This window comes from Microcystis sp. M165S2 (genome assembly GCF_020245885.1).
GTDB lineage: Bacteria > Cyanobacteriota > Cyanobacteriia > Cyanobacteriales > Microcystaceae > Microcystis.
This window is the reverse complement of record NZ_JADBTZ010000350.1, coordinates 1-24,665: the sequence shown is the minus strand read 5'-3', so window position 1 is coordinate 24,665 and position 24,665 is coordinate 1. Positions and strand designations below refer to the sequence as shown.

The 24,665-nt window shown below is 42.1% G+C and carries 24 protein-coding genes and 4 pseudogenes; 6 read left to right on the top strand and 22 right to left on the bottom strand.

From position 1 onward, the window contains the following. The first annotated feature begins 371 nt into the window (after nucleotides 1–371). Together ubiE and IM479_RS17530 are read left to right on the top strand one after the other, a co-directional pair. Nucleotides 372–1,070 carry a bifunctional demethylmenaquinone methyltransferase/2-methoxy-6-polyprenyl-1,4-benzoquinol methylase UbiE gene (ubiE, locus tag IM479_RS17535; RefSeq protein WP_287687232.1) on the top strand — a complete coding sequence of 233 codons (699 nt, stop codon included), beginning with the start codon at nucleotides 372–374 and terminating at the stop codon, nucleotides 1,068–1,070. A gap of 35 nt (nucleotides 1,071–1,105) precedes the next feature. Further along, the gene (locus IM479_RS17530) at nucleotides 1,106–2,344 is read left to right on the top strand and encodes a DUF445 domain-containing protein (protein WP_287687213.1); all 1,239 of its coding nucleotides are present in this window, start codon (nucleotides 1,106–1,108) and stop codon (nucleotides 2,342–2,344) included. Between the two features lie 50 nt (nucleotides 2,345–2,394). On the opposite strand, the gene IM479_RS17525 is transcribed toward IM479_RS17530, so the two are convergent. The 6 genes and pseudogenes from IM479_RS17525 to IM479_RS17500 all read right to left on the bottom strand — a co-directional run bounded on the left by IM479_RS17525 (nucleotide 2,395) and on the right by IM479_RS17500 (nucleotide 6,988). Beyond that, nucleotides 2,395–3,099 (bottom strand): LmeA family phospholipid-binding protein, encoded by a 705-nt coding sequence (locus IM479_RS17525; RefSeq protein ID WP_286823753.1) that lies wholly within the window; start codon nucleotides 3,097–3,099, stop codon nucleotides 2,395–2,397. Between the two features lie 306 nt (nucleotides 3,100–3,405). Further along, on the bottom strand, nucleotides 3,406–4,212 hold the full coding sequence (locus IM479_RS17520) for a TPM domain-containing protein (RefSeq protein WP_286823781.1): 807 nt from the start codon (nucleotides 4,210–4,212) through the stop codon (nucleotides 3,406–3,408). Between the two features lie 212 nt (nucleotides 4,213–4,424). After that, the gene (locus IM479_RS17515) at nucleotides 4,425–4,790 is read right to left on the bottom strand and encodes a DUF948 domain-containing protein (RefSeq protein WP_287687214.1); all 366 of its coding nucleotides are present in this window, start codon (nucleotides 4,788–4,790) and stop codon (nucleotides 4,425–4,427) included. Continuing rightward, the gene (locus tag IM479_RS17510; RefSeq protein ID WP_286823755.1) at nucleotides 4,791–5,150 is read right to left on the bottom strand and encodes a YtxH domain-containing protein; all 360 of its coding nucleotides are present in this window, start codon (nucleotides 5,148–5,150) and stop codon (nucleotides 4,791–4,793) included. A gap of 447 nt (nucleotides 5,151–5,597) precedes the next feature. Beyond that, nucleotides 5,598–5,786 (bottom strand): annotated as a pseudogene (locus tag IM479_RS17505) (glutaminase A); the annotation flags it as partial. A 98-nt stretch (nucleotides 5,787–5,884) separates the two neighbouring features. Further along, nucleotides 5,885–6,988: a glycosyltransferase family 4 protein gene (locus IM479_RS17500; protein ID WP_287687216.1), complete on the bottom strand. Its 1,104-nt coding sequence runs from the start codon at nucleotides 6,986–6,988 to the stop codon at nucleotides 5,885–5,887. 471 nt (nucleotides 6,989–7,459) lie between these two features. Here IM479_RS17500 and IM479_RS17495 point away from each other — a divergent pair, with 471 nt between their 5' ends. Then, complete coding sequence (locus tag IM479_RS17495; protein WP_287687218.1) at nucleotides 7,460–9,067, top strand: MFS transporter; 1,608 nt, start codon at nucleotides 7,460–7,462, stop codon at nucleotides 9,065–9,067. Between the two features lie 301 nt (nucleotides 9,068–9,368). Here IM479_RS17495 and IM479_RS17490 read toward each other — a convergent pair whose 3' ends face one another. The 3 genes from IM479_RS17490 to IM479_RS17480 all read right to left on the bottom strand — a co-directional run bounded on the left by IM479_RS17490 (nucleotide 9,369) and on the right by IM479_RS17480 (nucleotide 13,894). After that, a complete protein-coding gene (locus tag IM479_RS17490) occupies nucleotides 9,369–11,213 on the bottom strand; it encodes an AAA family ATPase (protein ID WP_287687220.1) in 1,845 nt (614 codons plus the stop codon). An 83-nt stretch (nucleotides 11,214–11,296) separates the two neighbouring features. Further along, the gene (locus IM479_RS17485) at nucleotides 11,297–13,198 is read right to left on the bottom strand and encodes an ArsA family ATPase (protein WP_287687221.1); all 1,902 of its coding nucleotides are present in this window, start codon (nucleotides 13,196–13,198) and stop codon (nucleotides 11,297–11,299) included. Between the two features lie 12 nt (nucleotides 13,199–13,210). After that, nucleotides 13,211–13,894, bottom strand: coding sequence for a GvpL/GvpF family gas vesicle protein (locus IM479_RS17480; protein ID WP_287687222.1), 684 nt, complete (start codon nucleotides 13,892–13,894; stop codon nucleotides 13,211–13,213). A 92-nt stretch (nucleotides 13,895–13,986) separates the two neighbouring features. On the opposite strand from IM479_RS17480, the gene IM479_RS17475 reads away from it, so the two are divergent. Continuing rightward, nucleotides 13,987–14,319, top strand: a complete 333-nt coding sequence (locus IM479_RS17475; RefSeq protein ID WP_287687224.1) for a gas vesicle protein — start codon at nucleotides 13,987–13,989, stop codon at nucleotides 14,317–14,319. Between the two features lie 154 nt (nucleotides 14,320–14,473). Here IM479_RS17475 and IM479_RS17470 read toward each other — a convergent pair whose 3' ends face one another. The 12 genes and pseudogenes from IM479_RS17470 to IM479_RS17420 form a co-directional block, all read right to left on the bottom strand. Beyond that, entirely contained in the window at nucleotides 14,474–14,737 is a 264-nt protein-coding gene (locus IM479_RS17470) for a gas vesicle protein GvpG (RefSeq protein ID WP_287687226.1), read from the bottom strand. Nucleotides 14,738–14,751: 14 nt separating this feature from the next. Beyond that, on the bottom strand, nucleotides 14,752–15,486 hold the full coding sequence (gene gvpF, locus IM479_RS17465) for a gas vesicle protein GvpF (protein WP_287687227.1): 735 nt from the start codon (nucleotides 15,484–15,486) through the stop codon (nucleotides 14,752–14,754). 15 nt (nucleotides 15,487–15,501) lie between these two features. Further along, nucleotides 15,502–15,975, bottom strand: a complete 474-nt coding sequence (locus IM479_RS17460; RefSeq protein ID WP_286823767.1) for a gas vesicle protein K — start codon at nucleotides 15,973–15,975, stop codon at nucleotides 15,502–15,504. Between the two features lie 102 nt (nucleotides 15,976–16,077). After that, nucleotides 16,078–16,248, bottom strand: a pseudogene (locus IM479_RS22790) (gas vesicle protein); the annotation flags it as partial. Between the two features lie 12 nt (nucleotides 16,249–16,260). Continuing rightward, a complete protein-coding gene (locus tag IM479_RS17455) occupies nucleotides 16,261–16,569 on the bottom strand; it encodes a gas vesicle protein (RefSeq protein WP_287739907.1) in 309 nt (102 codons plus the stop codon). Further along, entirely contained in the window at nucleotides 16,526–16,936 is a 411-nt protein-coding gene (locus tag IM479_RS17450; protein WP_287077465.1) for a gas vesicle protein, read from the bottom strand. The genes IM479_RS17455 and IM479_RS17450 overlap by 44 nt, the downstream gene beginning before the upstream one ends. Before the next feature lie 30 nt (nucleotides 16,937–16,966). Then, a complete protein-coding gene (gvpN, locus tag IM479_RS17445) occupies nucleotides 16,967–18,007 on the bottom strand; it encodes a gas vesicle protein GvpN (RefSeq protein ID WP_287077466.1) in 1,041 nt (346 codons plus the stop codon). Between the two features lie 620 nt (nucleotides 18,008–18,627). Further along, nucleotides 18,628–19,167, bottom strand: coding sequence for a gas vesicle protein GvpC (gene gvpC, locus IM479_RS17440; protein ID WP_287687229.1), 540 nt, complete (start codon nucleotides 19,165–19,167; stop codon nucleotides 18,628–18,630). 442 nt (nucleotides 19,168–19,609) lie between these two features. Then, the gene (gene gvpA, locus IM479_RS17435) at nucleotides 19,610–19,825 is read right to left on the bottom strand and encodes a gas vesicle structural protein GvpA (protein ID WP_287627019.1); all 216 of its coding nucleotides are present in this window, start codon (nucleotides 19,823–19,825) and stop codon (nucleotides 19,610–19,612) included. 374 nt (nucleotides 19,826–20,199) lie between these two features. Continuing rightward, nucleotides 20,200–20,442 carry a gas vesicle structural protein GvpA gene (gene gvpA, locus IM479_RS17430; protein ID WP_425589715.1) on the bottom strand — a complete coding sequence of 81 codons (243 nt, stop codon included), beginning with the start codon at nucleotides 20,440–20,442 and terminating at the stop codon, nucleotides 20,200–20,202. A 1,102-nt stretch (nucleotides 20,443–21,544) separates the two neighbouring features. Continuing rightward, nucleotides 21,545–21,814: a hypothetical protein gene (locus IM479_RS17425; RefSeq protein WP_286823775.1), complete on the bottom strand. Its 270-nt coding sequence runs from the start codon at nucleotides 21,812–21,814 to the stop codon at nucleotides 21,545–21,547. A gap of 399 nt (nucleotides 21,815–22,213) precedes the next feature. Continuing rightward, nucleotides 22,214–22,465, bottom strand: a pseudogene (locus IM479_RS17420) (helix-turn-helix domain-containing protein); the annotation flags it as partial. A gap of 249 nt (nucleotides 22,466–22,714) precedes the next feature. Here IM479_RS17420 and IM479_RS17415 point away from each other — a divergent pair. Further along, nucleotides 22,715–24,052, top strand: coding sequence for a helix-hairpin-helix domain-containing protein (locus IM479_RS17415; protein ID WP_287687231.1), 1,338 nt, complete (start codon nucleotides 22,715–22,717; stop codon nucleotides 24,050–24,052). A 3-nt stretch (nucleotides 24,053–24,055) separates the two neighbouring features. Here the strand turns inward: IM479_RS17415 and IM479_RS17410 are convergent, their stop codons facing one another. Next, entirely contained in the window at nucleotides 24,056–24,181 is a 126-nt protein-coding gene (locus tag IM479_RS17410; RefSeq protein WP_256378254.1) for a hypothetical protein, read from the bottom strand. On the opposite strand from IM479_RS17410, the pseudogene IM479_RS17405 reads away from it, so the two are divergent. Continuing rightward, a pseudogene (locus IM479_RS17405) lies at nucleotides 24,167–24,665 on the top strand (hypothetical protein); the annotation flags it as partial. The gene IM479_RS17410 and the pseudogene IM479_RS17405 sit on opposite strands and share 15 nt — an antisense overlap.

Sequence of the window (24,665 nt, the reverse complement as noted above, 5' to 3'; positions counted from 1 at the left end):
TAATAAATATTGGCAGAAGATTAAAGATTAGTTATTGTGACTAACTCTTTTGATTAGAAAAAGATAAACTTGAGAATTTTCGGTCAAATTTATTGACTCAAAATCAGCTGTACTTAATTTAAATGAATCAACCCTAGGGGGCAGGGGGGATCGAACCTAAAATCCATCTATCGGCACCCCCCTTATCAAGGGGGGCAGGGGGGATCGAACCTAAAATCCATTTTTAATTTAATTATAACCAGCTACTTAAGTCACTGTTCCCCACTATGAAGATAACTGCTGTGGATGCTCAACAGCTTATCCCCGTGAGCGCAGATAAGATAGAATGGTATAACTTGATCTGGGATTTTCTCTGGTGCTATATTATCAAAATGTCCAATCAATCCTCACCTAACTCTAGGGAAATACAAGCAATTTTTGATCAGATCGCTCCCGAATATGACCGACTCAATCAAGAATTAAGTTTAGGATTACACCACGTCTGGAAATTAATGACAGTCAAATGGTGTCAACCCAAAAAAGGGGATTTTGCCCTCGATATCTGTTGTGGTAGCGGCGACCTGACTAATCTATTATCAAAACAAGTGGGTAGAACTGGCCAAGTGATCGGACTAGATTTTTCCCCACAACAATTAAAAATCGCCCGTCAACGTTTTAGCGCCACTAATATTCACTGGATGGAAGGGGATGCCCTCAATTTACCCTTTGCCGATTCTAGGTTTGATTGTGCCACTATCGGCTATGGATTACGCAATGTGGTCGATATTGCCCAATGTCTGGGGGAATTATACCGAGTCCTGAAACCGGGTGCTAAAGCGGCGATTCTTGACTTCCATCAACCCACCGAAACCATAGCCAAACTATTGCAAAACTGGTATCTCGATCATATCGTCGTTCCCGCCGCCGAGCGCTACGGCTTAACTGACCAGTACGCTTATATTAGTCCTAGTATCGATCGCTTTCCCCAGGGCCGAGAACAGGTAAAATTAGGCTATCGGTCGGGATTTTCCGGTGCCGTCCACTATCCACTCCTAGCAGGACTGATGGGAGTGTTAGTCTTAAAGAAATAACTTACTCACATTTGCGTTTATTTTTTGCTGCTAAATTGAATCTCGCTACTCTTTGGACATGGAGCTTACCGCCGATCGCGGGGGCAATTATTGGCTATTTCACCAACGATGTAGCCATAAAAATGCTGTTTCGTCCCTACAAAGCTATTTATATCGGTAAGCGTCCTCTTCCCTTCACCCCGGGGCTAATTCCTCGCAATCAAGATCGATTAGCTCTGCGGGTATCGGATACGATCATGGGTTCCCTGTTAACTCCCGAGGAATTACAAAAACTGGCTAAACGACTCCTCGACACCGAAAGGGTACAGGGGGCGATACTCTGGCTGTTACAATTAGCTTTAAAACAAATAAAAGGCGATCGGCAAGCAAAAACAGCCGAGATTTTGGCGGCGATTCTTCACGATTTATTCGGGGAATCTTTAGCGAGATTACTAAAAGTTTTAGCCCGACGGCAGGACTTTTTAGAAAAACAGATCAATCAAATTTTTGATCGCCTAGTCTTAGAATTTTCTCTCAGTGAACAACAGGCCCGACAATTCTCCGATTGGCTATTAGAAACTGTCCTACCTGCTGATGTTATCCGTCTAGCTTTAATCGATTTTTTAACCGATCGCAATATTCAAGTTATCGATGAAGGATTTCGGGAAAAAACCAGTGGAACCTATTGGGTAGTAGCCAATTTATTCGGTTTACGCAATGCCCTCGCCCGCTTACGCACTTTTTGCCTTGATGAAAAGGATTTAGCTAATACCAGAATCAAAGAATTATTACTATCTTTAGAGATGCGTAATCGTCTGAAAAACTGGTTACAAAGTATCTCTTTACAAAATTTACCTATCTCCACCGTCAGACAATTGCGTAAAACCACCAGGGATACGGTGCGAATTTATATTCAAGAAAGTGGCGAACAATTTCTGCAAGATTTTGGACAAACGATCGACTGGGATCAAATCGCTAATTTAATTATTAATCGTCTGCAATCCTCGGTGTCAATGACTACATCATTAGGGGTAATTAGTCAAGAGTTAGCGTTAATTTTAGAGCGTTATTTAGAGGAAGATTTAGAGAAATTAGTCGCCCAAATTATCCCGATTCTCAACATCGATCAGGTGATCCGCGATCGGGTAAATGCCACTTCCCCCGCCGATCTGGAAAATGCTATTCAAGGCATTGTTAAACAAGAATTACAGGGAATTGTTAATCTTGGTGGTATTCTCGGTCTTCTAGTTGGACTAATGCAAACAATTATTTTAATCGCACAGAATCCGGGGTAATAATTGGGGGGTTAAACTAAGTTAACCCCCCGGAATCATTGCGTTTATTTTTAAGGTAAAATCAAAAAACTTCCCTGACAGAAAAGAGTTTGATCGTCGAGAATAAAAGATTTAATCTCCACATCTTTGCCTAAATCGACGGTAAAAGGTTGCAAATCAACAGATAAATCTGGGGCTAAACCTTGCCATTGTCGGGGACTAATCCCTAAAGTGCGGGCATCTTCTAAGGCAATATCGGCGCTAAAAATTACTTCTGCACCTGTTTCTCTATGGCCGAGAAGACAGAAATAACCCTGATTTAGGAGAACATTTTTCCAGTTAAAACGCTGTTGTGAGATAATTTCTCTGGCGTTAACAACTCCGTTATTTTCTAGGGAAAAAATTAGTAAATCCGCAAAAGCATTAACTAAAATAGTCGAGGCGATCGAATTATTTAAATCCTGCTCGTTAATTTCCACCTCACCGCTAACCCGAATAGGTTCCAAAATTTTTAGGGGTTTCCCTCGCAAAACCTGCCCGATATTAAGACGAATATTTTCCCCTCTTAATTGCGCTTTACCTAGATGTAAACCTTGATAAATCGCTTTTCCTACGGCCAAAAATACCCCAGGGATATAACCGCGCAAAATTTGCCGATCATGACCGTGCAGCTGCATTTCTAAATCTTCTATCTGTTCTACTTGTGATCGCAAGAACAGACGTACTGCTGGCGGCAAAACCTTACTAATAATCTCACTTTGAGTATTGACCCACATAAACGTTATCTCACTCACTCCACAATGTTTCTAATTGTAACAGAGCTAGATCGATCAAACCATGAGGGGCTGCCGTCAGCTATCAGTTATAGCTGAAAACCTCCCTACTTTCTTTTCACTGTTTACTGTTTACTGATTACTGATCACTGAAAAAGGGAGCAGGGAGCGGGAGTTTGAGGATTTGTACTAAAATATCCAATACGCAGTTTAAATCCAATAGAGCTTAGGTGAAAACTTCGGTACTTTCTTTTCACTGTTTACTGATTACTGATTACTGATTACTGATCACTGAAAAGCCCATAATTCTTAGGTTTTTGAGGCGTTGAGGGAATTAAAACGAGGGGAAAGATAGGCGACTAAAACTCCGAGGGCAAAACCGATTAAATTGCGGAAAAGGGGCAGTAATTCAGCAGTGCGAGTAACCACCGGTCCGATGCCAAAAGCAACAAAGAGGATAAACCAGAGGGGAGAGACAATTAAAACCCATTGCCAAGCGAAAACCTGTCCTTCTTTGCGAGGAATACCGGCAAAACCGAAGACTAAACCGCCGACAATTGAGGTAATTAAAGTTAAAATCCACTGTTCCTTCGGTAGGCCGGGGACTACCGCACAACCACCTTTAACTAAACAGCCTTTTACCGTGTCTAAAGATTGTACGATCGCATTATTCTCGCCATTTTCCCGGACAAAATACATATTACCGAAACGGGCCTGTAATTCGATCCAAAAAGTGCGGGGTAAAAATTCATAGACGGCATCGCCAATACTAAAAGATAGTAAATTACCGCCCCGACCATCGGCCACTAAGAGAATACTTTTATCATCCAATCCCCAGAAATTAATCACTGCCCGGCCGGGGCTGCGGTCATATTGGGTTAAAACTCGCATTTTCCAGCCCGTTTCCCCTTGAAATGTCTCGATATCTCGGATCAATGCTTCTTCCTGTTTTGCGGGTAGATAATTGGCTAAATCAACGATCGGAGTGGCTTGATTGGGCAGTAATTCGGGATTATTCACCGCTAGAGCTTGATCCGGTGAGATAATCCAACCCAGACAGCTAATGACAGCAATGACAAGAGCGATCGAGATTCCTCGGCAAAAACGATTGAGCATAGCACTTCCAGACAATGAGAATTTTTTAAGCACGGGTGTAGGCTAACTTTCAGTTTCTTTACACTTATTTACTTTATCTTAAGGGAATTCTCAACTTTAGTCACCCAGTTATCAGTTATCAGTCATCAGTCATCAGTTATCAGATGTGAGTTTTCAGTTCACTGGTTACTGTTTACTGATCACTGAAAAAAGCCTCCCACTTACCCATCTGCTTAACTGCGTTTCCAAGTATTCCAAGCGACTTTAAAACCGATCAAGAGGCGACGGCTGCCACGATCGAGCTTGCTAAGACCAGCTTTAGTACTACCGAGACTGCGCTCGACTCCCTGGACAACTTGGCGGGTACTTTTAACCCCTTCATCGATATTTTCGGTTAATTCGCTGATTTCTGCCCCTGTCAGGCGAATTGCTTCTAGAGTCGGGGGAAATTCCCGATGGAGGGTATCAAATAATTTTTCGGCACTGCGGGCAGCCCGGGCTAACTCTTGCAGGGCAGGCAAAGCAGCGATGAAAACCGCCGTTAAACTAACGGCGACTAGCAGTAAAGAACATCCTAGCCAGAAAATAGGTTCGGTCATTTAATGCTCATTCGAGGGATGATTATCGCCTTGGGGGGATTCTTCCGAGTCGGGGAAAGGATTGTCCGTGGCTAGACTTTGACTAGCTTCGATTCCGGCTGTCACCGCCTCTTTTAATCTAATTAAAGTATCATCCCAGTTACGCCGGGCCGATTCCGATAGGCGATCGGCCTGCAATTGCACCGTCGTGGTCAGATCTTCGGCTAATTCTGGCAAAGCCCGCGCGGATTTTTGCAGAATTCGACGGGTTTCTTTTCCAGATCTCGGCGCTACTAATAAACCCGCCACTGCCCCGATCGCACTGCCCACTAAAACCCCGACGACGAATAAGCCACCGTTACCGTTATTTTTATCTGCCATAGGATTGCCCTTGTACTTAATTCCCAATTTTACGAGGAATTACACTTCTCTTGTGCAGTTTCTTCGGCAAAAATTTTGGACTGTTGCTCTTGGCAAGCAAAAACAGACCTAGAAGGGATAACTTGAGAAAAAACTAGCGATCGGGCAAAACCTGATTTTATTGCTGACTTTGAGCAAATAAGGAAGTGAAAAAGAAGAACCTCTGGGAGTCTTGCCGTGTTTCGACCCCAAAGGTTTTTCTTATGCTGAACTTATACTCCTCACACGATATTTATATTACACACAACCCGCTGCTTTTGTCAAGAGGTTTACGAAATTTTTTCCACAGACCTCTGGCCAAATTAATTTTCCAGGGCCGGTAGGCGCTCTTGCGGGGGACAGCTATCACAGTAAATTACTGGTTAAGACTGTCTATGAGTGCCGGAGCAGGGAGCGGGGAGCGTCAACGTCAGTGGTAATTACCGAAATACCAAACCATTGTGGAGCTGCTAGGGCTAATTCAGGAATATAATCGGCGATCTTACCCGTCTGTAAATCAGAGTATTTGTCGTGAAGATAGTTAAGATAGTTGCGAAAAGGATAGACCAACTTTTGACCAGAATTGACCGGACTAATAAAATCTTTTGGGGAAGCCATAGAGGAGTATAGCAGTTATCTTAATAATGAGTGACAAAGTTGTGGTTTTGGCTAGTCAGTGGCCGGTATTGAGGAGACGATGCCCAATGAAGTTATAATTAGATGAACTGCCGTAATTTTGCTTGTAAAGTCTTTTTGCCGAATTTAGTTACAGTTTGTTGACGCAACCATTGGGGGTGACAACGTTGATCGTGACCTGCCAAAATTTCTAAACAAGCTTGAGCCACCTTTTCGGCATCTCGATAGGGAACGCGCCACCCCACCAAACCATCCTGCAGCGGTTCTGCTGAACCGTCCTCATCTCCAGAAATCACGGGAATACCACAGGCCATCGCTTCTAGGTAAACAATCCCGAATCCTTCCCGGGAGGGCATAACGTAAGCATCGGCTAAACGATAATGGTCGGCTAATTCCTCCGTTGGGACAAAACCCGCAAAAATTACCTGTTTATCCACTCCTAACTGCTTGGTTAAAGCTTCTAACCTGGGGCGGTCGTCCCCACGTCCAATGACTAGATATTTTACTTCGGGATAAGTCCCTAGAATTGTCGGCAGGGCCCGAATGGTAACATCTACCCCTTTATGGATATCCCCCGACCACAACCGGGCCACTGTTAATAAAACTTTGGCATTTTCCACATCATATTTTTTGATTAATGTCAAGGACTTTTCGCCTAAATTAAACTTTTCCTCATCCACCACACAGGGGAGAATTGCTACTTTTTTGGGATCGATAGCGTTAGCCTTACACATAAGATCGCGAGTGTAACGGCTAATTGTCCAGATCGATGCGGCCGCTTGCAGGGCCTGTTTTTGGGAATTTGGTAAAGGTTCCCAGACTTCATTGCCGTAGGTGAGGACGGTGTAGGGTATGCCTAAAGCTTGACAGTAAAGACGGGTGAGGGGGGCTAAATTTATATGACCACAAAAAACCCGTTGGGGACGTTTCCGGAGGAGAGAAACTAGAAACTTAAGGGCTAATTGAATGCGTCCGAGAGTTGCTGAGTTATTTTTCAGGTAATGAAAGGTAATACCTTGATTTTTGAAAGGATTAGGACAATCAGGGGCATCCCGCAGTAAAAAAACCTCGGCAGCCTCGCAATCGGGCAAAGTGAGATAAGCTTGCAGGACATCCTTGATATATGATTGAATACCGCCTTCTTGGGAAAAAATCTCTAAAAATAGGAAGATATGAGGCATCATAGAACGTCAGCGTCAAAAAGTTTTAGGTTTGGCGAAAAAATTTTCCCCGATCTCTTATCTGTACTATCACACTTTCTTGATCTATTTCGATCGTCCCCCAAGTAATAGATCCTAGCCGCTAACAGTCCGAAAAAGAACAATCTGGCCGATCTTCTCGCTTGTAACTGCTAGAATAAGGATAATTCCGATGCTGATAGCTAAAATAACTGATATTAGTCAGTTTAGCTCATAATGCTGGTCAAGGCGATAGATAAAAAGTGAAGGACGGGGAAATAGTCAGAATTTTCCCGGATGCCAAAGATAAAGCCATTTCTTTGTCCCCAGTGTCATCGGGGAATCTTCCCTTTTTAACGCTAGATATTTTCAGGAATTACTAGAGACAAAAAAAATTAAAGTTCCTCAACTGCTCTGACAAAGGTTACAAATGCCCCCAGAACGGTTAAGCTTATTTTAATCTCTGTAATTGCTTTTATGGCTCATTTGACTTCTGAAAGACTCAATTTAACCACAAAAATCGCCTATGGTGCTGGCGATTTGGGACCGGCTATCACTGCCAATATTTCGGTATTTTACCTGCTATTTTTCCTCACTGATGTGGCAGGATTACCAGCAGGATTAGCTGGTAGTGTGCTGATGGTGGTGAGAATTTTCGACGCTATTAACGATCCGATTATTGGAATGTGGAGCGATCGAACTCGTACCATTTGGGGTCGTCGCTTACCATGGATGTTATTGGGGTCAATTCCCTTCGGAATTAGCTATTTTTTACTGTGGTTAATCCCGACTAATAACCAATTATGGCTATTTTTATATTATATTTTTATCGGTATTATCTTTAATTTAACCTATACAGTAGTCAATCTTCCCTACCAGGCACTTACCCCTGAATTAACCCATGATTATAATGAGAGAACCCGCTTAAATAGTTTTCGTTTTGCCTTTTCCATCGGGGGCAGCATTCTCTCATTAATTCTCTATATTATCGTCTCATCGTCCTATGCAAACGATCTCCATCAAGCTTTTTTATTGTTAGGTGTAGTTTGTGCTTTAATGTCGATTATAGCAGTTATTTGGTGCGCTTTAGCTTTACAAGAACGAGGAGCAAAAGCGATTCTCAATTCTACCCAGAAAAAAGTTTTGGCAATTGCTTTTATAGTTATCGGTGCGCTTTCCTTGGTCTATGGACTAGGAAAAATTGGGGTGAATCCCAGAGACTTTATCGCTATTTCCACAATTTTATTAGGAATACAAGGGATAGTTTCGGGGTTAACCCTTTACTATGGCAAAACTGAAAATCATCTCAAGGATAGCGCGGCAATTAAACAGAGAGAAGCGGATAATAATACCGAAACTATTCCCCTGAAAGAACAATTAAAAATAGTTTTTGGTAATCGTCCCTTTTTATACGTTATTGGCATCTATCTTTGTGCTTGGTTAGGAGTACAATTAACCGCCTCGATTTTGGTTTACTACGTCGTCAGCTACATGAGACTATCGGAAGCAGCATCGGGTTTAGTCGCTTTGGCAGTACAGGGAACAGCTTTAGTGATGTTATTTTTTTGGCAAGCAGTTAGTCAGAAATTAGACAAAAAGATAGTCTATTTTTTAGGGATGACATTCTGGATTATTGCCCAAATTGGTTTATTTTTGCTCCAACCCGGACAAATAACTTTAATGTATGCTTTGGCAGTTTTGGCAGGATTTGGCGTATCTGTGGCCTATTTAATTCCTTGGTCAATGGTTCCCGATGTGATTGAATTAGACGAATTAGAAACAGGAAAACGTCGAGAAGGTATTTTTTATGCTTTCATGGTACTTTTGCAAAAAATTGGTTTAGCTTTGGGGTTATTTCTTGTCGGTATTGCTCTAGAAATATCAGGTTTTAAACCAAGAATCCCAGGAGAAGCAATTCCCCTGCAGCCAGATAGTGCTTTAATAGCAATTCGCCTAGCAATTGCTCCTTTACCGGCATTTTTTCTGATCATTAGCTTAATTCTTGCCTATTTTTATCCAATTACTCGCCAAGTTCACGCCGAAATTTTAGACCAATTAGCAACAAGAAGACAAGAGGAAAAGTAAACATCAGTTTTTTGAGAAACACTGTCAGTTAAACCCCGTAATAATTTTTCTTCTTCAGGTTCCAATCGTTTTGTAAATTATCAAGACAAAGTTATACTAAATCCGTTGAGTATAGGCTACTTATGAGGATAGGCACTCATGCAAGAGGCAAGAGGCAAAACGGAGAATAAATAATCAGTTTTTAATAACCGGATTTAGTATTAGACCCATTATTGGAGACATTTTGGCAAATTTTCCTTTTTAGGATGGTTTTCCTGAATTGAGATTCTCCCCCCTTACTTTAAGTAAGGGGGAAAAAAAATCAATTGGCACGCTGTTCAACCAACAGTTGGTAAGCATGATTAAAATCAGCCGTTGTAATGCGAATCTCAGCCGGGTCAGTCATTCCCTGATGGCGATAACGACGAATTGCCATCAGTGCCGCTTGGTTACATAATAACGCTAAATCTGCGCCATTCCAGCCTTCGGTTGCCTCGGCCCAATAGCCTAAATCCACATCTTGTAAAGGACGTTCATCATTATGGACACCGAGAATTGCTAAACGACTAGAGGCATTGGGTAAATCAACTTTTAACTGTAAATCCAACCGTCCCGCTCGCAATAAGGCTGGGTCTAACGCATCTGGGCGATTAGTGGCTCCAATCACTAAAATCGTTGCCCCCGTTTGCAACCCATCCAACTCCGTGAGGATTTGTCCCACAACCCGGTCACTCACTCCTGAATCCCCACTATAACGACCTCTTGCTGGTGCTAAAGTATCAATCTCATCAATAAAAACTACACAAGGTGCTGCCTGACGAGCTTTGGCAAACAACTCACGCACCGCTTGTTCACTCGCACCCACCCATTTACTCAAAAGCTCAGGTCCATTAATACTAATAAAATTAGCTCGCGCCTGAGAGGCAACCGCTTTGGCCAATAAGGTTTTTCCCGTTCCGGGTGGCCCCCAAAGTAAAATACCTTTGGGAGCTTGGGCTTTGGTTTGCGTATATAATTGAGGATGGAGTAATGCCCCTTCCACGGACTCCTGTAGGGTTTGTTTAATCTGTTCAAGTCCGCCAATATTGTCCCAAGCCACATGGGGAGACTCCACTTCCACAGACCGCAATACCGCCGGTTTAACTTCTTTAAGGGCTTGCAAAAAGTCGGCTTGGACCACCGTCATTGTTTCTGGAATTTGCGAGTCAATCGTAGGAACTTGGCGTCGCAAAGCACTATAGGCCGCTTTCTGGCAAACGGCTTTTAAATCTGACCCGACAAATCCCACCGCATTATCGGCAATCAGAGCTAAGGAAACTGATTCATCTAGGGGCATGGAACGGGTGAGAATATTGAGGATTTCTAAACGGCCTTTGCGGTCAGGCACCCGAAAGAGGACTTCTCTGTCAAACCGTCCAGGGCGACGGAGGGCAGGGTCAAGATGGTCGGGACGGTTTGTCGCAGCTAGAACAATCACCCCTCGGCTTTGGGCAAAGCCATCCATTAAACCCAGCAATTGGGCCACCAGTCTTTTTTCTACTTCCCCTTCAACTTTACTGCGGTCGGGTGCCATGCTATCAATTTCGTCAATAAAAACGATACAAGGCGCATTCTTACTGGCTTTCTCAAAAATTCCCCGCAGTCTTTGCTCGGCTTCCCCATAATATTTGCTGATCACCTCTGGTCCTACTAAGGCAATATAGTTAACACCGAGTTCTTCGGCCAAAGCACGGGCGGTCAGGGTTTTACCGGTTCCAGGGGGTCCGACTAAGAGAACGCCGCGAGTGGGTTCAAGTCCTAACTTAGCCAACAAGTCAGGGCGTTTCAGAGGAATGGCAATTAGTTCTTTGAGTTCTTTAATCACTTCCGTCAATCCACCAACATCTTTAAGGGAAGCAGTGGTGGGTTCTTCTGGCTGTGTCATAGTGTCTTTAACCCCTGAATCAGTGGAGGATGAGCGATTGCGATTGACCTCAAAATCATCCCCGCCAGAATTGCTCGGACGAGAAACCCCCCCTGAACGGGGAATACCGCCAGAACGGGGAATATTACTCAAGGGACGAGAATTAAATTGCATTTCGGTTTTAATTTCCCCTTTTTCCAGTTTTTCTTCTAAGATTTTGGCCAGTTCGACTAATTGCTCAAAGCCTTTGAATAATTCTGCCATAAAATTTCTCCTGAATCAATTGAAGGATGGGGACTGGGTGATAGATGGGGTTAAGAAGTCCGACTTGATAAGACTAATTACCTTTAAAATAACAGATCTGCCGCGCCTTTTACCCGGGCTAGAGGTTCTACTGACCGGGGTAAACTGGGTAAGCGGATCAAAGTTTGATCTGGGAATAAATCCCGATCAATTTCCTCATTAGCATGATAACGATTCTGCACGACATAACGTTGATAGATTCCCATTTTTTTCAAAGATGCTGTCAATCGCAGTTGTTCGGCAACGATCGCATCTTGGGCTTGTAAAATTCCAATAAATTCTGTATGTTGGGGGTCTTTTAGTTTTTTCTGGGCAGACATCACTTGTTGTCTTAAGGTTCGCAATCGTCCCATTAAATCTACACGCCCTAAGACATTTTGATACTTCATCCAAAGCTTAAAAATCCAACTTAACCAATCTCCTAAAGCCGTTGGCATTTCCAAAAATCGCAGGAGATGACCGGTAGGAGCCGTATCTAAAATAATCAAATCTTGTTGTTTCTGGTCTAATAAATCCATCACTGTTACTAGGGATAACATTTCATCAATTCCTGGCAGAGATTGAGCTACAATTTGTCGCCAAGCTTCTGGAGTATAAGCTAGTTTGATGTTTCCTTCTTCGTTACCTTCACCACTAATCATTTCTGCCAGTTCCCATAAATAATCATCCCGAAATTTTTCTAAAATGATATCAGCATCAACTTCTTGACCACTTAAATTATCAGTTAATTGTGTGGATTGATGTCCTAACTTTGTCCCAAAGGCATCTCCCAAAGAATGCGCTGGATCAATAGAAATAATTCTAATTTTTTGCTCGGGATGACGATTAGCCAACGCCCAACCAATGGCCGCGGCAACGGTTGTTTTTCCCACCCCCCCCTTGCCACCAATGATAATGAGTTGGCGTTTGTCGTCAATAAAATCACTAAAACTCGGCAGAATTTTTTGCGGCCATTGAATAGGAGGCGGGGTAGTAAATTCTACTTTTTCGATGATTTTAATTTGACTCATGATCTGATCTAATGCTTCACCTCCTAGGGGTTCTTTTGATTGTTGGGGCAGGGTGAAAATTGTCTCTTGACCTGGGATTTTTAGGAATTTATCGAGGAGTTGCTGTTGCTCACTATAGCGATCTAAATTTTGCTTAGGATCCGTTAGAATTCGATTAATAAATAAGCTGCCGCAGGGAATATTTAAGTGATGCAAACTATTGAGCAATCGTTCGGTTTCTACTAAACTCATCGGTTCGGCAATTGCCACAATTAAACAAAGGGTAAAATCCCGATCTTGTAGAATTCGTTTGCCTTCGGTTAATTCTGCTTGTGTTTTCACTAAAAAGTCATCCACATCATCGGCATTGTAGGTTTTTGAAAAAGTTTGCGAAATAACACGATGTTTTTCTTGAAACAACTCTAGAGAATTTAAAATAATCTCTAAAAAGTCTTTAATTCCCAATAAATTCAAGGTATGACCAGAGGGAGCCATATCAACAACAATTCGATCTACAACATTGTCAATAAGTAATCGTTGAATTTCTAATAGACCCATAATTTCATCTAAACCTGGCCAGTCTAAATCCCAAACAGGAGTTAAGTCTTCTCCTTCAACAAAACTGCCCCGTTCTACTAAAATTTCTAAAAATTTTCCGTATTTTTCTTTAAATTCTAAGAGCAATTTTTCCGCATCTAATGCCCTAACTTTTAAGTTGGATAAGTCTTTTACAGGTGATGCTTGATCGCTAACTTCTGTTTGCAATACATCCCCTAAAGAATGAGCCGGATCGGTTGAGATTAATAGGATTTGTTCTTCGGGAAATAATTTAGCCCAACGGCGAGCAAATCCACAGGAAAGAGTAGTTTTTCCCACTCCTCCTTTGCCACTAAACATAACTAAATGTCGAGTGTCATAACGACTTAGAGAGTTATTTACCAAGTTAAAGTTAGTCATAGAAAAATCAAGTTAAGTAAAGTGATAGGGGGGAGAAACTTGTTCTAATTGTAATTGCCAACGGGGGCAGACTTTCTGCCAATGCAAGACTTGCTCGATTAGCAAAGGTTCTTCTTGAAAATTAACTAAAAGATAAATTCGTGATTCTGTACCTGGAGCAGTAATAATCCTCGTTGACGGATAGCTTTGGGTCACTAAATGCACGAAATTTTGCCATTCTGAACCTTGCAAAGTATAAAAATCTTGTTGGGCTTCATAAAGCTGTTTTTTGGCTAAAAAATATTGTCTGCCCCTGCTTTCAGAAAAGAGTACAGGCTCCTCTAGCTTACGGGGAATACATTTTAAAAGATATTCTCCTTTTCCCTCAAGTTCTTCAATTTTTTCTTGATATTCTTGGGCATGAGAACAAAGATGAGTCAGTAAATTTTCTGCCTCTAAAAAAGATGTGCCAAAACGTAAGGGTAAAATAGTGGTTTGTTGAAATAATTCACAGATGACTCGATCATGGCATAAAACGGATTGAATCAAGCGTTCATCATCATTTTGTAAAGTGTCTAAACAAACTTCGGGTTCGACTACGGCCGAGAGGTCTCCACCAGTTATCAGTAACAATGGGTTAGCCATTCCAACGGGTAATGTTAGGCTTTCTATTGGGGTTTTCAAAAAAGCGTAAGTATATAGATTGTACAATTTCATAGGGTTTACCAAAAGAAAATTTACGATTTTTTACAAGTTTTTATATTGGGGCGTTGATATGCTAGAATATTCTAAGTTATTCAGGGATTGTTATGACAACCACTCGTTCACCCAGATCAATTAGATCTAAAATTAGCACTATGCCTCGGAAACAATCTGAAGCAGATCAGCAACTTGAGCTTTATAAGTTAATTACTGAAAAACAACGTATCCAAGAAAAATTAGAAATAATGGAGCGGCAGATTCAGCAGTTAAAAAGTCGTCTGACGTTTGTGACAGATCAAGTTGAGACTACAGAACAAAGTATTCAAAATTTGCGTACAGTCAATCCTCCTAGTTTACCTAAAAAACCTGATTCCCCCAAAACTGTTGCTCACTCCTCTAATAATTCTAGTAATTTCCAAGCTTTTTACCTAGAATATTAAGGCTTAATCAAGGGCTAGTTCTGACCAAGCTTCAACGAGTTCTTGAGCTTGTCAAAGCCGCCCTTACTAAGCGCCGCTACAATTTGTGATTTTGTTCATGGCCTATAGGGTGGGAAAGATTGTCAGTTCTGAACGTGGGACGTATAGAAAAATTTTAGAGAGAAGATTCAGATTGGTCTTCTGCCGTCTCTTCTTCTTCTAAGGCTTGAATTTTTAATAAAAGTTCTTCTTCCTGAATTTCAAACTCTTCCTCGGAAATGTTGCCCATATCGTAATCTAGTTGTAAGGATAATAATAATTTGTGCAAGTTTTCAGACTCATCATATTCTATATCTGCACGCTCTTGAATTTTTTCCCCAATCCAGATCAGACCCCCAATAGGACCGGTAACAGGAAGAAATAAAAGATTGAGAAACATAACTAATACTCTCCTTAGATAAGTTGGGCAAAGGTATAGGGTGCGGTTAAATTGTTATAGCGAATTCTTAGGCGATCACCAAACTGCTGATCGATCGCTTCAACGTTTTGGCTAAATTCCGGCTCTTGCTCCCAGGGAATTAAATAAGCTGCATTGTAAATCATGTCATCCGTCATCGGATCGCTTTCAATCACCTCTTGGGCGCGATGATTTAATTTATCTCTAAAGACTTGAATAACGTCTTGTTTCCGTTGAAATACAGTGCCTTCAATCATTTGACCTATATGGATAATTTCTTCCATATTTAAGTTTTTCCCCTTCATCGCATCCCGTTCTTGCTTTAACTTAGGATTAGACTCCAAAGCCGCTTGTAATTCCCACTGATTATCCCAAAAAATCTTAATGCTAACTTCTCGTTGGCCTGACAGTTTAGCAAATAATTCTTTCAGTTGGTCTTTATACGGATTAATTAATTGTTCCGTGACGGATTCCCAGTTTTTTATAACTAACCCAAACCGCAGTGGTAACAAGGTTGTAAACCCTGCTTCCATGGCAGTTTCTAATACTTTTTCATGGCAAATTAAATAGCGACGGGATGCCAAATACTTTTCCTTATGAGCAAGGGAGTAGAGAAAACTAAAACCCTCAATCATCTCACTGTGAACTGGCTCATTATCAATCCCTTGCAAACCTAGTTCGTCAGGAACTGGTTCGGGAAATATTCCATATAAATAAAGACCCACTGTCATCAGTATTCTCCCAAATTAAACCGGCTGAGAAGTTAAAACCAAACGAAGCTTTAGATGAATTAGATCTAGTTGAGCTAAACCCAGATCGACATTTCCTTCCACAACAACTCCCGTATTGAGGAGTCGATCCACTAATTCTAACACAGAAGGCTTAATACCCTCCTCTCCGGGGTAATAACTCCCTGCTTCAGGTAAAAGAGTTCCAAACTCTCCTAGGTGGACATTTAACTCTTCTGGCTCAACCTCAAAAATTTCACACAAATGGAGAATTTGTTCTTGCAATTTTTGGATACTTTCGGCAGCTCTGTCCAAATCAGACTCACTGAGAACCCCTTTTTCCATCCGGCGAATGATTTGGGCTTCGAGCAATTGGCGTACCAGTTCCACGACAGTTAACAGTAAAGGGGCTAAACCGGCTTGGCTGTTACTTTCTGGACGGGTCAGCAAGGCTTGATTATCAGAATCGTAAGGTGTGCAAGCAAGTGTCATGGTTGGAATTGGTAAATGAGCAGTTTTTGACGGTAAGTCTCTAGTGGGGAGCTTGGCCAAGAAATTTTATCTGAGGGAAAATAATGATGTAATTAAACAATGTCAACTTTCCTCTGCACTCAATTTGGTTAAAGATTTTAAGGTTTGAAGTCGGCGTGAAAGTTCCAGATTTTCTGCCAATAAAGCTTGGGATTGGCTAGGGAGGTAGGGGTCGCTTTCCCACCCATTAATTGCCATCTCCCTTGCTCTATCAACAGAGGCAATCGTTAACTGGTATAAACTTCCTTACCGGAGGAATTTCAATGTATATAAGGAATGTGCCTGCTCGTTCGGACTGCTATCACGGCTCTCCATTACACTCAATTTGGCTAAGGATTTTAAGGCTTGAAGTCGGCGTGAAAGTTCCAGGTTTTCTGCGAATAAAGCTTGGCATTGGCTAGGGAGGTAGGGATAACCTTGCAAGCCGTTAATCGCCGTTTCCCTTGCTTTATCAAGGGGGGCAATCGTCTCGTGTAAATTTCCTAACCTTTGAGGATTCAAGTGAGGAATTTCACGCATCTGAGGAATGTGCTTCATCGTTCGGACTGGGATCATGGCTCTCCATTGCACTCAATTGGGTTAAGGATTTTAAGGTTTCAAGCTCGGTTTCTAGGGTTTGGAGTCGGAGTGAAAGTTCCCGATTTTCTGCTAGTAAAGCTTGGGATTGGCTATGGAGGTAGGGATCCCCTTCCCACCAGTTGATTCCCATTTCCCTTGCTTTATCAACAGAGGCAATTAACAAACGAATGCGGATATTTAGAAGTTCAGTGGAGGCGATCGAAACTGAAATATCGCCAGCAATCACAATTCCTTTATCTAAAACTCGTTCAAGGATATCCGCCAAACTCGAACCTTGAGTTGCTGTTTTCAGGGAGTTGTTTGATTGGGTTTTGAGCGAGCCAGCAAAAGTGGAAGAAGTCACGGTTGGTTTCACCCAATAAGAGTATAAAATCTAGTCTTTTTGCTTCAGCAAGTTCGTTCGCAGTAAAGATTGAATGGCTTTGATCGATTGATTTCCTGTGGAAGGCTCAGAAGTTGACGCTGGGGCATCGGAAGGCTCTTCTTCCTCTCCAACGGATAAGGATTCTACCAGATTGTCGTCGAGGATTTCCCATAAAATAGCTCTTGAGCTATCAATAGGTAAGCTTGTGCGGGACAAGAGAACATCGGCGCAGATATCACGGAAGTCGGCATCATCGGAGTGGGCCACAATATCGTGAGAGGCGCAGACTTTAGCAATCATTAAACAAGAGCGCAAACCTGACGTTTTTTCAGTCGCAGTTTTCAAACGAAAGTTTTTGACGAGGTTGACAATAAATAAAGCATCTTCTCGACCAATCCCCGTTTTTTGGGCAAGAATTTCAGTCTGAGTCAGTTGATCTGGTTCAGGCATATTAATGGTTACCAACCGATCCATTAAAGCATCTTGGGTAGCATGAACCCCACAATATTCTTCTGGGTTGGAGGTGAAAATTGCCCGAAATTGAGAATTGACTTGTAGGTAATCGGGTTGATGGCTAGTTGGCGGCAGGGTGAGAATTTTTTCTTCCAAGGCAGAGAGTAAAACGTTGTTGACCTCAGGTCGAGAACGATTGAACTCATCATAAACTAGGGTAAACCCCTCGCGACAGGCCATTGTTAACCGAGAATCCACCCAATTGTGTTTTAGCTCGTCTTCAACTTTGAGAACGCTGTGGATATAGTTATCCGTCAGTTTTTTATGGGTATAACCAGACTGGCTACCAATTAAATCCGAACTGGTAAAGTCATCATCGCCAAAGATCAGCATCACAGGTCTGGCTAAACAATTGGCCAGATGCATTGCCAATGTGGTTTTTCCCGTTCCCGCTGGGCCACATAGATGAATGGAAAAACCAGAGTTTAGATAACGTAAGGCGCGGGTGGCAATTTGATCAATCGAAGGAGTAACAACGAATTGACCGGGGCGAAGGCAGAGGACGGCTCTTCTCGTTTGAGTTCCAGTAACTGTCATAGTTGAAATCTAGTAAATACCATTGATAATCCCCGCCTTAAGCCGACGGGTATTCTTGAGCTAACAACTGCCCGTTTAGGTTTCCCCTTAATAACCGAGTAGGCAAGGACGCTTGTGTTACCCGAATTTTACGGCAAGTTTAATCGTCTTTGGCTTTTAAGGCTTACCTCATAATAATATCACAAAAAATTAGGAACTGTCATTTAGATCTAGAACCTTGATTCTGAAGGTATTTCAGGATATTCATTAGTCAAGGGACTAAGGGTCTAAAATTCTTGTCTAGATTACTTTTCAAGACTTAAACATTGACAAGCCCAGATGCAGTCCTTTTCCCTTACCTCCTTTGTCAATATAAAGACTACTAATGAGAAAATTAACTATAAACTAAGTGAAGTTTTATAATACTTCTTAATTTACCAGAGCCCTAGAGCAGCCTGGAGGGGAACCCACCACTCCTACGTTGAGTCTAGAAACTTAAAAAAGCAGGGTCAGAATGGTAGGTTTAAAACCAAAGGCTCATTGTGGTATTTTCAGATAGTACTCTAGTTTAGCCATGAAAAGGGACTAGAGGGTTTTTACTCTAGCCCTAGGCTTAAGTGGGTTGGAATTAACCTAGAGATTTATTTGCCAAAAACGTAGATAGACAACTCTTGACGAAATTGACGCAAATCGTCTTTTAGCTGTTTCGCTTCCGCTAAACGTCGTTCTTGAAATTGACTTAAATCATCCTTCACCTGTTTGGCTCGATCTAGATGAAGTTGACGTAAGTCGTCAGCCAGCTGTTTCGCTTCCGCTAAACGCTGTTCTTGAAATTGACTTAAATCCTCTTTTAGCTGTTTGGCTCGATCTAGACGCTGTTGACGTAGGTCGTCAGCTAGCTGTCTCGCTTCCGCTAAACGCTGTTCTTGAAATTGACGTAAATCCTCTTTTTGCTTTTCCGCTTGAGCTAAACGCTGTTTTTGGGTAGCTGTTAAAAACACGCGGCTGTCTTGTTGAACTTTTTGGAAAGACTCGCGCAAAGCAGTTGCCTGTTCTTGCGCTTGTTTTTGTCTTTCAGTTTTGACATCCAACAGAAAAGATTGGACTCCTCGCGAGAGTTCAGCTACTTCTTCAGCAATCGATAAACGCTCCAGGCGGAACTTTTCCATGAGAGCAGGCATGGGGTTGTCCTCAACTACTAAATACTATGGAATGGACTAGACCCAATCACCCGTTGAAAAAAACATTCACGGGGACTGGGGGGAGAGACAGTAGATTCCGACTTTTCTTATTATCCAAAAGTTGAGATAGCGAACTACCACAGATCAAGGTGCGCGGCTTCCTACCCCAAGAATGGCTTTCTATTGCGAAAAGTAGCGAGCCTTACATTCTGGCGATAGGCGGTAAACCTAGCTACAAGGGACAAAATCACGGTGACAAAAATAATTTGTATGGGTCTAGCTTTGTTTTTGCTATCCGTTGCCGTGCCGACCTTATTAATTGTAGACTATTGCGCCCCAAGAGAGGGGTAACTAAACTCAATAGGGATTTAAAGAAAAGCCGAGAATCTGGAAAACCCGGTAGGGTTTTAACTTAGCCGATGGGAGAATCTGGGATCAATCCTTAAGCAGGAACCGCTGCAGATTGAGTCAGACCAACGGCTTCAGCATATTTGAGGTAGGTTTCAACCGAAGCGATAACTACACGAGCTTCAATCGCTAATAATTCGATTCCCACCAGAGAGACGCGAACCCAAGCATCAATAACGATACCTTTGTCAAGGATACGATCGATAACTTCAGCCAAGCTAGAGGAAGAGTTAGTTTTTTCAACTGCCATGGTAATAGACCTTTTTGTTAGTTGTATAGAGAGTGTACAGCGCTGATCCAAAAGTTGAGATGGCAAACTACCCCAGACCAAGGGGCGCGGCTTCCTACCCAAAGAATTGCTTTCTATTCCGAAAAACAGCGAGCCTTACACTCTGGTGATTGGGGGTAAACCTAGCTACAAGGGACAAAATCACGGTAACAAAAATAATTTGTATGGGTCTAGCTTTGTTTTTGCTATCCGTTGCCGTGCCAACCCTATCAATTACAGACTATTGCGCCCCAAGAGACGGGTAACTAAACTCAACAGGGATTAAAGAAAAGCCGAGAATCTGGAAAACCCGGTAGGGTTTTAACTCAGCCGATGGGAGAATCTGGAATCAATCCTTAAGCAGGAACCGCTGCAGATTGAGTCAGACCAACGGCTTCAGCATATTTGAGGTAGGTTTCAACCGAAGCGATAACTACACGAGCTTCAAGCGCTAATAATTCGATTCCCACCAGAGAGACGCGAACCCAGGCATCAATAACGATACCTTTGTCAAGGATACGATCAATAACTTCAGCCAAGCTAGAGGAAGAGTTGGTTTTTTCAACTGCCATGGTAATAGACCTTTTTGTTGTTTTCATAGAAATTGTACAGTGCTGAAATCATGGAGGATTCAGAAATTTATTTGGTTTTTCTGCCTTCATCACTTCCGCAATTTGAAGAATAACACCTTTACTTTGTCGTTGTCAATATCTAATCTCGATTTTTTTCGTTAAGAAGTGTGTAGTCATTTCTCAGTTTTGTGCTTAAGAAATGCAATCAATTCTCATTTTTGTGCTTAAGAAATGCAGTCAATTCTCAGAAAAGGCGGGTTGAGGTCGTTGCTGGTACCCTTTTTTCTGAGCAAAACTCCCCATTTGAACGGCAGGGCGAGCGTACCTAAAAACAATTCTCATTTTTGTGCTTAAGAAATGCAGTCAATTCTCAGAAAAGGCGGGTTAAGGTCGTTGCTGGTACCCTTTTTTCTGAGCAAAACTCCCCATTTGAACGTCAGGGCGAGCGCACCTAAAAACAATACAAATACAAGAACCTTGCAGGGATAACTGGACTTCCCCCCAAGAAAAATAATGAAACCCTTACCGCAAGGTAGTCTTGGCGATTGATCGACTACCCTTGACTGGCTGCAATCGACTCGGAAGGGTAACTGGAGCCTGTTTTGATTGATCGCACCTATGCTTTCCTTATCAAGCGATCGCTGGCTCTAGCCAAGAGCTGCCATGGACATAGAACAAATAAACTAATAGCAAAAGCCTTGCAAAGCAAGGCTTTTAGGTGCTTAAATTACAAATGTATGGAAATTTCAGTTTTAATGGTCGCTATCTTAGGTGTTATTTGTGGGGCTGAGGGGTGGACAGACTTGACAATCTAGCCATCACACTGCGAAGATGTGTGATGGGAGATTCTTGCTTCACAGGAACCTGCTTTTTGAGACGAGTCCCAACGAGTCTTATAGTCTCTTTGGTCTTGGGGCTATCTAGGGCTTGGTGATAGATTAGGGCATAGGGATAGGTATGAAAGAATGACAGACTTAGTTGATCATTTCAAAGTGCAATCCCTCTCTGAGAAAGGAATTGCACTTTGGGATGTTAGTCACGACTATTGAGAATTGGTATTAGCCATTTTTTCCTGGACTCTAGCCACTATTTTCAGAGATTGCTGTAATGCGGATTTGTTGACATCCGTTTAGGTGGATTGACCGGCCAGAAATTGTCTTTGATAGTCTAAAAACTCGCCATGCCATTCCGCAAAACGCCGCTCCCCATCTCTGACTAAAAATTGGCGGTAGGCTTCCGAGGAAATCCAAGGCTTTGTTGGACGTTGTTGGGCCGAACGAGCTTGGTATTCAGCCGTTGATTGACGGCAGTCGTTGTGATAATTTTGGTGCCATTCGCGATAGCGCCGTTCTCCATCGCGCACGAGGGCTTGGCGATAGGCTTCTGAAGATAGATTCATGGTGTTACTCCTTTTCAAATACCTTGATGGCTTGGCCAGAATTATAACACAATCCGTGAACTACCCAGTGCTGACCTCTCGTCAAGATATGCCCTTGCCCTCAGTTGCCAGGTTTCTTTGCTATTGGGACTTAGGCGTTTTCGGTCAGCAAAAAAGGCTTAAACCATTACGGGACAAAGGGTTAACCTCTATTTATGATTTTCCTTGATATATCTGGGTTCCAGCGATTTTGGGCTTGGTCGAAGTAAATCCCAAGCGGGGATTGGAGTTGAGGCTTTTCTCGATTTGTTTTTTGTCTAAGTCCCACTATCTCAACTGCTGCATTTTGTCCCGCTTTGCGTTGCTACCCTTTAACCAAATTTCAGTAGGACCAGCAAAGAAATTAGTAAAAGCTGTTTATAGGTGTCTTAAACCTTGTGGCAAAGGGCCACAGCTAACCTCATTCAAGAAGTCTAATTCTTCTTGTTTTTTCTCCTCGGTTAACATTGAAGAAGTTTGACTATATCCTACTCTTTCTTGTCTTTCGTACCCAGCTTGTGTTCTGACATAGAGAGCTTGATTGTAAACTAATCTTACACAGCCCAAGGTGTGCCGCAATAGCGACTCTTGTTCGGGTGTTGGGTAAAATCGAAACTAATAGGCTTTCTCCATGCCTCACATTCTAGCATATATGGTGTAAATGCGCTAGTATTTAATAGTAAAGCCAACCTGAAACGACGGGGTTTCAGACCAAAATTTTCGATGATGTTGTTTAATTTGATCGTAACCTATTGTAGGTAGAATATACACTTTAGTTATTAATATGGTAATTTTTTTGTCCTGGGGAGCCTGATTGAGCAAAGAAATGCTATATTTCTATTAGCACCCTTGCCAAAATCTCTGGAGAGTTGAGTTACTAATATGGTGAAAATTATCGGTCGTCAATCCTTGGGAAGAAAACCCGTTTACGATATTGGTGTGGAGAAAGATCATAATTTTTTGCTGGGCAACGGGTTAATTGCCTCCAATTGTTTTAATAAATCTCACTCTACCGCTTATGCTTACGTCACCTATCAAACCGCTTATTTAAAAGCTAATTATCCTGTGGAATATATGACAGCGTTACTAACTGCTAGTAGCGATAATCAGGATAAGGTGGAAAAGTATCGAGAAAACTGTCAGAAAATGAATATCGATGTCGAACCTCCCGACATCAATCGATCGCAAAAACATTTTACCCCGATTGGACGCAAAATTCTCTTTGGTTTGTCCGCAGTTAGAAATCTGGGCGAAAATGCGATCGAGGCTATTTTAAAAGCGCGGGAAGCAACAGGAGGAAAGTTTACTTCCTTAGGTGATTTTTGCGAGCGTGTTGATTTGCGATTGGTCAATAAAAGAGCTTTAGAAACGCTAATTTATTGTGGTGCTTTTGATAAAATTCAACCCAATCGCCATCAATTAATTGAAGATTTAGAATTAGTAGTTGCCTGGGCGCAAAAACGCACCAAAGAGAAAGAAAGTGGTCAAATGAATATTTTTGATATGCTAGGAGGTAGCACAGAAAATAAACAAGAATCCGAGTTTGAACAGTCTCCCAGTGCGCCAGCAGTGGAAGATTTTTCCCTACAGGAAAAGTTAAAACTGGAAAAAGAACATTTAGGTTTTTATGTTTCCGAACATCCTTTAAAAGCTTTACAAAGAGCCGCTCAAGTCCTATCTCCTATCAATTTAGCCGACTTAGAAGAACACAAAACCAGAAAAAAAGTTAGTGCAATCGTCCTATTAAATGCCGTTAAGAAAATTCTGACCAAAAAAGGGACTCCTATGGCTTTTTTAACCCTAGAAGATGCCTCGGGACAGTCGGAAGCGGTGGTTTTTTCCGATACCTATGAACGTCTGCAAAAATTATTAGTGGAGGAAGCAACTTTAATGGTGTGGGGAAAAATTGATCGCCGAGATGATCGGGTACAATTAATTATCGAAGATGCGGAACCGATCGAAACCATTAAAATGGTGATGGTTAATTTATCGATGCAAGATGTCGTCAACCAAAATCGTCAAAATCTTCTTAAAAGTATTCTGCAATCGGGAGACAAACAAAAGGCAAAAGTTCCCATTATTGCCACCATTGGTGCGGGAACTCAGCGTCAATTTGTGCGTTTAGGACAAAACTATTGGGTAGAGGATGACAATTCGGTGCTAGAGTCTCTGAAAGTTGCGGGTTTTCAGGCTAATTCTGCACCTCTGATTAATCATTAAATGCTAACTGGCAATCACCCAAGAGCCATGGCTGCGCCAATATTGTTCCTGTAAAACCTTCTCGATTTCCTGTTTCGATAATAATTCTCTTTCGACCCACAAATCAAGACAAATATGGATTTTGATCACCTCTTTGACACTATTGCTACTCTTGTCCTCCATCATTCTCCTAGTGGAATGGAAACGGAAATCGATCGCCTGCTACTAGAACGCTTTCAAGAGTTAGGATTAGAAACATGGCAAGATCAAGCGGGAAATGTCATCGGCAAAATTAGAGGACGAGATTCGACCCAAAAAATTGCTATTACTGGTCATAAAGACGAAATTGGTGCTATTATCAAAGCAATTAATCCCGATGGTACTCTGCAAATTCGCCAACTCGGAGGAGCTTTTCCTTGGATTTACGGAGAGGGAGTGGTAGATATTATCGGTGATCAAGAAACCAGATCGGGGATTCTCTCCTTTGGTTCCCGTCATCGAAAATTTTGGGTGGGAAACCCCGCCGTTCTAGGTTGGCTTTACGTTAGAATTAAAAAGACCGTCTCGAAAACCAAGTGGGCGGACAGCACCTTGAAAACTCGGCTTAGGGGGTTCCGTTCAGAAAAGCTTGTCC